Raw genomic sequence first — 9,949 nt, 5'->3', positions numbered from 1 at the left:
TTTCCAATATCAGCTCTACTTGGTACCAGCGTCTCTAATGCTGGTGCGGGCGTCACGCTCGTATCCGTATCCATATTATAAGTATACGGACTAGTGCCGCTCAATCATCTTTTTAAAACCACCCCGTCAAAAATTCTATGAATTTTCGACACCCCTCCAAGATCGGAGGGGAGTTTCCGTTAAGTATTTTGCTTCAGGCTTTTGATCAGTATTGGAAAGCGCAAAGTCGCAAGGAATACCAGAAAATGCTGGAGTATAAGGCGCAAGGAATTTGGCAAAGCCAAATTTTAATGCCGCTGATTAGACTGTTTTACAGGCTTCAGTATCGCGGGACCCTATGCAGCATTCCATTTTATCTTCGATAAAATCTTTGCGCCTTGTACCCCACAAAGCAGGCAAAACCCTTCGCGCCATTGCGTTTTCCAACAACTGCTTGCATACTTCATCAGTTATTTCCCCAGAACAAATACCGCCGGGATTTTATGCAGTTCCGGTTTGTTCTTCTGCCAGTCTTTGATGGTCCTGGTCTTGATGAATTCGTGTTCGGGATCGTTGATGTTGGCTGCAATGCAGAGTTTGGTGTTGGGCGACAGGAATTTGGTCAGGTCTTCAAAGAGGGCATTGTTGCGGTACGGGGTTTCCATGAAAATCTGGGAGTAGCCTGTTTTCTGTACCCTATTTTCCAGGTGCTGGATTTGCTTTTTCTTTTCGCTTTTATCAATGGGCAGGTAGCCGTTGAAGGTAAATTCCTGGCCGTTGAAGCCGCTGGAAATCAGGGCCAGGATAATGGAAGACGGTCCGGAGATCGGGATGACACGGATGTTTTTTTCATGGCACCATTTTACCATCAGGTTTCCCGGATCGGCGATGCAGGGAAGGCCGGCTTCGGAAAGCAGACCGAAATCCTGCCCTTTCATCATCAGTTCCTGGGCTTCTTTAATGTCTGCATTTTCGGTGTATTTGTCCAGCAGGAAGAGCTTCAGATCCGACTGTTTCTTTTCCGGTGCAAAGAATTTCACGACTTTCCGGGCGGTTTTTTCATTTTCCACGAAGAAATAATCGGTCTTCATGATGTATTCGGTAATGACCGGTGAAAAGTGGCTGAGGGAAGTGTTTTCGGAGAGGTAGGCGGGTAAGAGGAAAAGCATGGGAGTAGAGGTGTAAGTGATGAGTAATGAGTAATGAGTGATGAGTGATGAGTGATGAATGATTATTGATAAGTAATGAATGCAGACTGAGAGGTTATGAGCTTTGGAAGCTTGTAAGCTCGGCAGCAATTTTTTCGCAGCCTTTGTCGAGGATCCGGTAAACGTTTTCAAATTCGTCCATGTCGCCCCAGTACGGATCCGGGACTTCGGCATTCTCATGGTCGCCGAGCACCGACATAAAGAGCAGGACTTTCTGCCGCTGTTCTTCATTCCGTGCTTTCGAGATCACGTCTTCCATCACATCGAGGTCCATGCAGTAGATCCGGTCGAAGGTTTCGAGATCTTCTGGAGTAATGGGTCTGGAGCGTTGGGCTGAAATATCCAGCCGGTGCCGTTCAGCCGTTTTCAGGGCTCTCGGATCGGGATGTTTCCCTTCATGCTGGGAAATGGTTCCGGCGGAATCCACCAGGACCTCTCCCGGAACTTTGGATTTCAGGAGTCCTTCTGCCAGCGGGCTGCGGCAGATGTTGCCGAGGCAGACCATCAGTATTTTCATCGGTATTTTCTTTTTTTATGATGAACAAAGCTAAACAAAAAATGAAGAATATTCCTATCCTCCATTTTTACTTTATGATTAAAATCTGTTTATTTCTTATTGTTTGATCCTTTCAGAAAGGTCCTTTACATATTTCTTCACTTCCTTGTCGATCTTGGATACGTCTTTGATGGTATCGCAGGCGTACATTACCGTGGAGTGGTCTTTCCCGCCCATTTCCTCACCGATTTTGGTGAAGGTGGCATTGGTAAGCTCCTTGGAGAAATACATGGCCAGCTGTCTCGGAAGCGCGATTTCCCTTTTTCTGGTCTTCGAGAGCAGCTGCTCTTTCTTGATCCCGAAATATTCGCATACCACTTCCTGGATGTAAGGAATGTTGATGATCTTCTTCTGATTGGCGGCAATCTTGCTGATGGTATCCTTTAAGAGTTCAAGGCTCAGGTCTGATTTGTATACGGTGGAATAGGCGATAACTGAGTTGATGACCCCGATCAGTTCCCTTACGTTGGTCTTGGTTTCTGCAGCCAGGAAATCCAGCATATCGTCGGTTAGTACGATTCCGTCGCGGCTCAGTTTGTTCTCAATGATCTGCTTACGGGTATTGTAATCCGGGGATTTGATCTCTGCGGAAAGCCCCCATTTGAAACGGGATACGATTCTCTCCTGGATATCCATGATATCAGCCGGTGCCTTATCGGAGGTCAGGATGATCTGTTTTCCGTTCTGGTGCAGGTAATCGAAGATATGGAAGAAGCTGTCCTGGGTCGCCGATTTTCCGGAAAGGAACTGGATATCATCGATGATCAGTACATCCACCATCTGGTAGAAATTGGCAAATTCCGTCTGCTTGTGTGCTTTGGCAGCCGAGATGAACTGCTGGATGAATTTCTCGGAAGAGAGGTACAGGACCACTTTATCCGGGAACTGGCTCTTCACTTCCAGTCCTACCGCCTGCCCGAGGTGGGTCTTTCCTACTCCGTATCCTCCGTACAGGAATAACGGGTTGAAAGCGGTGGCACCCGGTCTTTTGGCAATGGATCTTGCTACGGTGGCCGCAAATTTATTGCTTTCCCCTTCCACATAGTTTTCGAAGGAGAAATCGGATTTCAGGTTAGAATCAATGTTTACTTTTTTGATTCCGGGAACCACGAAAGGATTGACGATATTGGAAGAAAAACCCTGCGGCATGGTCTCCTGTACTTTCGGAGTAGGCACGGTTTTCCCTTTCATATTCATGGTAACGGGCTTTTCCAGGCCATTCGGCTTGTTTTCCATTACGGAATACCATAACTTTACGCCTTTCCCGATGTTCTTTTTCAGGGCTGCGGAAAGAAGCGAAAGGTAATTGTCTTCGATATATTCCTTATAGAAATCACTCGGTACCATCAGGGTAAGGTTATTGTCAACCAATGAAACAGGCTGCACCTTATCGAACAGTAAGTCGAAAGATTTCTCAAGCTTTTTAAGGTCAGAATTGTCTTCAGCTGCGTTCAGATTATCGCGCATAAACTGAAGGCACCTCTGCCATATCATCATTAAATTTTCGTCCATAAGTATGCCCCGATTGATTCTTTTGTTAGTACTCTTTTTAGAAGGATGACAAAGGTCCATAATTTTTATTTTAAAAAAAAATATTGCGCTTATTGATTATTTAAAAATATATTTGTATGAATTTTTAGACCGAAAATATGATACACACAACACACTCATTACGAGTACGTTACGGAGAGACAGACCCCATGAAATACGTCTACTACGGCAATTATGCAGAGTACCTGGAAATCGGGCGGGTAGAACTTTTCCGGAGCATCGGAATGTCGTATAACGAGATTGAAAATCAAGGAATTTGGCTGCCGGTTTCGGAGTATAAAATCAAATACCTGCGCCCTGCTTTTTATGACGAAAAACTGGAAATCCATACCTTTGTAAAAAAAATTCCGGGGGTAAGGATTGAGTTTGAATATGAAATTTTCAATGAAGAAAATATCAAAATAACGGAAGCCTCCACTACCCTGTTCTTTCTCGATGCCCGTACCCGTAAAGTGGTACCGTGCCCCGAGTACCTGATGGCCCTTATCCGGGAGAACTGGAAAGAAGAGAAATAAGCCTCACCCGTACTTAAAAAACAAAAAGGATTATATGAAGATTGCTTTTCTGGGCCCGCACGCCAGCTTTACGCACCTCGCCGCACGCCAGCTTTTCCCTGACGGGGAACTATTGCCCCAGCCTACCATTCCGGGCTGCTTCCTGGCCCTGGAAAACGGAACTGCGGAAAAGGCGGTGGTTCCGCTGGAAAACTCTATTGAAGGAACCGTTTCAATGACGCTGGACTACCTGTACGGTACGCCGGAAATCCGCATTGAAGCGGAAGCGGTAATGCCCATCGCCCATCACCTGCTGGTACATCCGGACTGCCATCCGGACACCATTGAAAAAATTTATTCCCATCCGCAGGCCCTTGCCCAAAGCTTCCATTTTCTGGATCGCCATTTTAAAGCGGCAGAAAAGCAGGAATTCTCTTCTACTGCCGCAGCGGCAAAATATGTCTCCGAACACCCCGGCCGTAACCTGGCTGCCGTAGCCAATCAGTTTGCGGCGGATCTGTACGGCCTCAAAGCCCTCCACCGGAACATTCAGGATATTGAACAGAACCACACAAAGTTCATCATCATTTCAAAAACACCGGCATCCTGCCATACTTCCGTCCTTCCGGTGTCCGGCAGGAAATCCGGCCTGCTGATCACGCTGCCGGAAGATCATGCCGGCGGCCTTCACCAGGTACTTTCCGTTTTTGCCTGGCGGAAGATGAACCTCAGCAAAATAGAATCGAGGACCCTGAAGACGGGGCTGGGCAATTATTTCTTCTTCATCACGGTGACCGGGGACTGGAATTCGCCGCTTCACCACCATGCCCTGGAAGAGCTGGATGCACTGGATGCAAAGGTTACCTTTCTGGGAAATTACAATGAATTTATTCTTGAGAGTTAGTCACGGAAAGATAAAACGGGCTTACAGAGCAGCTTTTGCATCATCCCGAAAGCTTTATTTTCTCTCTTAAAAAGACGTCCGCTGATTGCCGGGCTATACAGATTATACAATGAACATAAATCTGCATCACCCTAATAATCAGCGGACGGTATTTTTTTTATTGCTACGAAACGCAATTTTTCCAGGTCGGAAATTATTCCTAAGAACTGAATTAAGTCAAATTTTTTACCATTATTTTAAAATTAGTAATACACTGAAAAACAAATACTTAATCCATAATTTGTGATATTTGCACTTTAATATTGACTACGTTGTAATTTAACTTAAATAGATGTATTCTATTCATAATAATTCACTTTATAATACAAAATCAATAAAAAATATGGTATATTTTTAGGTATTAAATATTCACTTTTGCATGATAATTGTTATACTTGTGATGAAACTACTGAGATATACCATAACTTAATTAAATTCATCACATGAAAACTAAGATTTGTATCGCACTCTTGGCTTTGATGGTTATGCCGGCATACTCGCAAAGTGCCGGAGTTGGGATCAATACAACCACTCCTCAAGCCACCCTCGACGTGAATGGAAACTTAAAGATCAGGCAGGCTCCTACCGCACCTTCTACTACCGGATACCAGGTCCTGGCCATTAACCAGAACACCGGCGGAGATTTTGAAGTTTCCCGATTAAACCCCCAGCTTATTGCAGACCTGGCCACTTCAGGCAGTACTACCGGTGTAGCAGCTTCCGTTTATTCAGCCCGGAAAGCAGCAGGAGTTACTTTGGTTTCTGCAACGATTTTTCCGACAGGTTTCAGATCCGTCAATTTCGTCAACGCCGAAAGGACGGTAGGTTCTACCGCAGTCTTTTCGGATACCGACAATACCTATACGGTGCCGTCTACCGGGGTATATGCCATTGGATTTCAATTCCGTTACGGAACAGGAATTCAGGCGGCACTCCTGACCAATGCGCCCGGAGTTGGAATTGTCCGGACCAGAAATGCAGTATCCACACTTATTGACAGCCGGTCTTTCAGCGGAGCCAACCTTGGACTCCTGAGCTTAACGATTTCTGAATCGAGTGTCAATTCCCTTTATCCTCTGCAGGCAGGTGATAAAATTTCTTTCGGACTGACCGGATCTTCACTGCTTGATGTTAATATACTGGGAACCAGTACAAGTTCTTTTTATATTTACAAAGTCTCTAATTAAAAAACATTTTTATATAGTTAATGATCTACCTTCAGATGAATCCGTCATACATGAGATGACGGATTCTTTTTTTTGCGGCGGACTCCCGGAAATGTACACATGCTAACGGCTTTCATCATGGTAGCTCATCCAGGAGCAACATTCCTGATTAATTGATTCAAAAAAATATCATCTTCCCTTCAGCATCCTTTTCAGTATCCCTTTACCGGTGCCTTGCATTTCAGTATATTTGAACGACCAAAAAATAAAATATGATCTATTCCCTGATCTTTGTTGCCTTTATCGTCATCATCATAATGGTGAGCGAGCTTACCCGTAAGGTCAGGAGGCTGGAACGGGAGCTCTCTGACCTCAGGAAAAAAATTGACGGACATCCGGATACTGAAACAGTACATGATCCCTTAATACAGCCCAATCTGGAGGACATCCGGAAACCGGAGGCCGTCCCTGGCACTTATCCGTTGGAAACACCTGCAGGAAAAGCGGACCGGAACAGCCCGGTTTTCGATTTCCTGAAACAGAATGCCCTGACCCTCATCGGAATTTTCACCCTGGTGCTGGGCATCGGGTATTTTGTAAAATATGCCGTCGACCGGAACTGGATCGGCGAGACCTACCGCGCCGGCATCGGCTTTCTCACCGGTGCCGTCCTTATCGTTACCAGCCACTTTCTGCGTAAAAATTACAGGGTGTTTGCAGAGATCATCACCGGTGGCGGAATTTCCGTTCTCTATTTTACGGCCACCCTCGCTTTCAGGGAATATCACCTGTTTTCACAGAATACCGCATTTGCCATAATGTGCCTGGTAACCCTCATCTGCCTGCTGCTCTCCTATTATTACGACAGCGAAACCCTGATGAATGTCTCCCTGACCGGTGGTTTTGCAGCCCCGCTGATGATCAGTACCGGTGAAAGCAACTTCCTATTTCTCTTTACCTATATCATGATCCTGAATGCCGGCATGCTGGTGGTATCTTACTTAAAAAAAAGAAAAGCTACAGGATGGCTGGCCTTTGTCCTGACCACGGTCTACCTGTTTTTCTGGACGATGGAAAGTGCTGATCTGAAATCCATCCCGTTTTTTCTGATCAGCTATATCCTTTTCTATTGTTTTGCCCTGCAGGACTATTTCAGGGAAGGCAGGCTGTCTTCCTCTTCCATCCTCCTGATGGTCCTCGTTAATTTCACAACGGTTACCGGAACCGTATTTATTTTTAAAGAACTGCAGTACAGTCCGGCGGTTATTTTTCCGGCAGGCTTTGCGTTGATGAATGCTGTTTTTGTATACCGTGAATTTTCCCGTAAAAACACAGGAATTGCTTTTTCAGCATTTGCCGGCATTGCCGTAAGCCTGCTGACTGTAGCTTTTGCGTTGCAGTTCCGCACCCATCTTATCACCAGCTGCTGGGCCGTGGAAGCTACCCTTCTTCTTTTTATCTGGAAAAAAACAAGATTCCCTGTTTTCAGGACCTGCTTTGCCATCCTCTGCCCGCTTGTCTTCGCTGCTCAGCTGGTGACCTGGTCCGGATATGACGATGCCGCTCACCTTGCCGTTATTTTTAATCCGGTGTTCCTGACAAGCATGGTGACCGTGGCTACGACCATCGTGAATATGCTGCTTCTTAAAGAAGGGAAAACGAGTCGCCGGAAGCAGGGGGTTTACGAAAAAGCCTTTCCGGTAGCGGCTTACGGACTGATCTATACAGCCCTCCTGCTGGAGATCATTTACCAGACTTCCGGAAATCCGGAAATATTGGTTTTCAGCTTCAGTCTTCTGTTCAGCCTCTGGTATCTCTTCATCCTCCTGCTCTTCAGGAAAAGAACAGGAATCGGCCCGGTTGCTGAGACCATTTTACTGTATCTTTTTTTTATACTGACCATAATCAACACCTCTATCGCCGGAACCGGCCTGGTGTCTGAAGTGCTGCTCGGCAAGACAGGCGCTGTCCTTTACGGATTGTACCTGCTCTATTGCTTTCCGCTCGTTTACCTGATCATGCGGATACTTCCTGATTCCGGATTTTACAGGCTCCGGTCTTCCTACTGGCTGCTCAGCCTGACCGCGATTACGGCGGCAAGCTTTGAACTGTACCACCTGTATATCCTTCTGAATGCGGAATCCGCTGCGGAAGCAAAGGTAGTAGGCTATCATTTCAGTCTCCTGTATCTGCCGATCCTTTGGGCTGTCCTTGCCAGCATCCTTATCTACAAAGGCCTGAAAAGCGATGCCCCGGAATATGGCAAAGCCGGATTTGCGCTCGTAGGGCTTACCATTATCAAACTGTACCTATATGACGTCTGGAGAATGGACCATGTTTCCAGGATTATTGCTTTTATCATCCTGGGGATCATCCTTCTCTGCAGTTCATTCCTTTTCCAGCGGCTGAAGAAAATGATCAGCCACATGATGGAAAAAAAGGAAGAAAGTCCCGAAAATACAGAACCGGAATTATGATACTGTGAACCTCCTGCTCCTATTGATGATTTTATCATAAAAATAAATGCATACTTTATAAAAATTACTTATATTTATCACGTTTTTAACAGATATGTATTCCAGCCCATGAAAAAATTACTTTATTCATTCTTCATAATATCTTCTGCACTGGTATCCGCGCAGAAAACTGCCGGCACAAAGCTTGTGGTGGCCGACGGGGTCATCGGAACGGTAGAAATGTTTACGGTAAACCATAAGAACGCGGTTCAGAACAGCCGTACCTATACCCCGGCCAATCTTCCCGGGAACCTGAAAAAGTTCAGTGCCATTGCAGGGAGCGGCCTGACGGAATATCAGCTTAAAAACGGCAGCGGCACGATAGACCGGCTTGCCCTGTACCAGCTGAATGAGCAGTTCAGACTTCCCAAGGATACGCCGGTCCTGATCAACGGAACGGAAGTTACCGACACCAGCCTTCTGATTTACGGTGATCTGCTGAGCAGCATGAAACTGACAGATTACAAAGGCAAAAAGTCCGTTTTCGTAGATACCACCCTTAAAAAATAAATAATTTCCTCAGATTATATTTAAATGGAAAGGATGTCCTTACGGGCATCCTTTTTTCATTCAGTTCTTTCCGGCATCCCTTATTTCCTGTCAGATATTTGTAATGAAGGCAGACGCTTCAGTACTTGTTGCCCCACTTTTTCTTCAGTTCATCATGGATCTTTTTTTCGGTGGCATTGTTTCCGGGTTCGTACAGTCGGTGGTTTTTTATTTCTTCGGGAAGAAAATCCTGGCTTACAAAATTACCTTCATAAGAATGGGCATATTTGTATTCTTTTCCGTAATCCAGGTCTTTCATCAGCTTGGTAGGAGCATTCCTGAGATGCAGCGGCACCGGCAGGTTCCCTGTTTTTTTCACCAGCGCCAAAGCTTCATTGATGGCCATATACGCAGAATTGCTTTTGGGGGAAACGGCAAGGTAAACAGCCGTTTCGCTTAAAATGATCCGGGCTTCAGGATTTCCGATGATATTGACGGCCTGAAAACAATTGTTGGCAATCACCAGGGCATTGGGATTGGCCAGGCCGATGTCTTCCGAAGCGAGAATCAGCATCCTGCGGGCAATGAACTTGATGTCCTCGCCACCGGCAATCATCCGGGCCAGCCAGTAGACCGCGCCATTGGGATCGCTGCCCCGCATGGATTTGATGAAAGCGGAGATGATATCATAATGCTGTTCACCATTCTTATCATACAGGGCCATGGTTTCCTGCAGGACCTCCATGACGTCTTCATTCCCGACCTCGGATACCGTGGAATTTTTATACTGGTTCAGCACCAGCTCAACGGAATTGATCAGCTTCCTGGCATCACCTCCGGAATACTGGATAAAGGCTTCTTTTTCCCTGATCCTGAATGAGGTATCCTCATCTCGGTTGAAACTGTCCAGGGCAATATCAATGAGTTCCTCCAGCTTTTCATAGGTCAGTGCTTTCAGGATATACACCTGGCTTCTGGAAAGCAGTGCGGAAACCACCTCAAAGCTTGGGTTTTCGGTTGTGGCACCGATGAGGACGATCCAGCCTT

The 9,949-nt window shown here is 45.9% G+C and carries 9 protein-coding genes; 5 read left to right on the top strand and 4 right to left on the bottom strand.

Annotated elements, in window-relative coordinates:
* Positions 1 to 449 precede the first annotated feature (449 nt).
* The 3 genes from QZ735_RS02045 to dnaA form a co-directional block, all read right to left on the bottom strand.
* Complete coding sequence (locus QZ735_RS02045) at positions 450 to 1,148, bottom strand: SAM-dependent methyltransferase (RefSeq protein WP_294243698.1); 699 nt, start codon at positions 1,146 to 1,148, stop codon at positions 450 to 452.
* Positions 1,149 to 1,242: 94 nt separating this feature from the next.
* The gene (locus QZ735_RS02040) at positions 1,243 to 1,704 is read right to left on the bottom strand and encodes a low molecular weight protein-tyrosine-phosphatase (protein WP_294243696.1); all 462 of its coding nucleotides are present in this window, start codon (positions 1,702 to 1,704) and stop codon (positions 1,243 to 1,245) included.
* A gap of 96 nt (positions 1,705 to 1,800) precedes the next feature.
* Positions 1,801 to 3,255: a chromosomal replication initiator protein DnaA gene (gene dnaA / locus QZ735_RS02035; RefSeq protein WP_294243694.1), complete on the bottom strand. Its 1,455-nt coding sequence runs from the start codon at positions 3,253 to 3,255 to the stop codon at positions 1,801 to 1,803.
* Positions 3,256 to 3,392: 137 nt separating this feature from the next.
* Here dnaA and QZ735_RS02030 point away from each other — a divergent pair, with 137 nt between their 5' ends.
* The 5 genes from QZ735_RS02030 to QZ735_RS02010 all read left to right on the top strand — a co-directional run bounded on the left by QZ735_RS02030 (position 3,393) and on the right by QZ735_RS02010 (position 8,923).
* Positions 3,393 to 3,809: a thioesterase family protein gene (locus QZ735_RS02030; RefSeq protein ID WP_294243693.1), complete on the top strand. Its 417-nt coding sequence runs from the start codon at positions 3,393 to 3,395 to the stop codon at positions 3,807 to 3,809.
* 34 nt (positions 3,810 to 3,843) lie between these two features.
* The gene (pheA, locus tag QZ735_RS02025; RefSeq protein ID WP_294243691.1) at positions 3,844 to 4,692 is read left to right on the top strand and encodes a prephenate dehydratase; all 849 of its coding nucleotides are present in this window, start codon (positions 3,844 to 3,846) and stop codon (positions 4,690 to 4,692) included.
* A gap of 482 nt (positions 4,693 to 5,174) precedes the next feature.
* Complete coding sequence (locus tag QZ735_RS02020; protein ID WP_294243689.1) at positions 5,175 to 5,918, top strand: hypothetical protein; 744 nt, start codon at positions 5,175 to 5,177, stop codon at positions 5,916 to 5,918.
* A 251-nt stretch (positions 5,919 to 6,169) separates the two neighbouring features.
* On the top strand, positions 6,170 to 8,374 hold the full coding sequence (locus tag QZ735_RS02015; RefSeq protein WP_294243688.1) for a DUF2339 domain-containing protein: 2,205 nt from the start codon (positions 6,170 to 6,172) through the stop codon (positions 8,372 to 8,374).
* A 108-nt stretch (positions 8,375 to 8,482) separates the two neighbouring features.
* Positions 8,483 to 8,923, top strand: coding sequence for a hypothetical protein (locus QZ735_RS02010; protein ID WP_294243687.1), 441 nt, complete (start codon positions 8,483 to 8,485; stop codon positions 8,921 to 8,923).
* Between the two features lie 118 nt (positions 8,924 to 9,041).
* On the opposite strand, the gene QZ735_RS02005 is transcribed toward QZ735_RS02010, so the two are convergent.
* Positions 9,042 to 9,949: replication-associated recombination protein A (locus QZ735_RS02005; RefSeq protein ID WP_294243685.1), on the bottom strand; the 908-nt coding region annotated here is incomplete at its 5' end.

Source organism: uncultured Chryseobacterium sp., assembly GCF_913776365.1.
Taxonomy (GTDB): domain Bacteria; phylum Bacteroidota; class Bacteroidia; order Flavobacteriales; family Weeksellaceae; genus Chryseobacterium.
The sequence above is the reverse complement of the archived record's forward strand: the minus strand, read 5'-3'. Positions and strand labels throughout refer to the sequence as shown.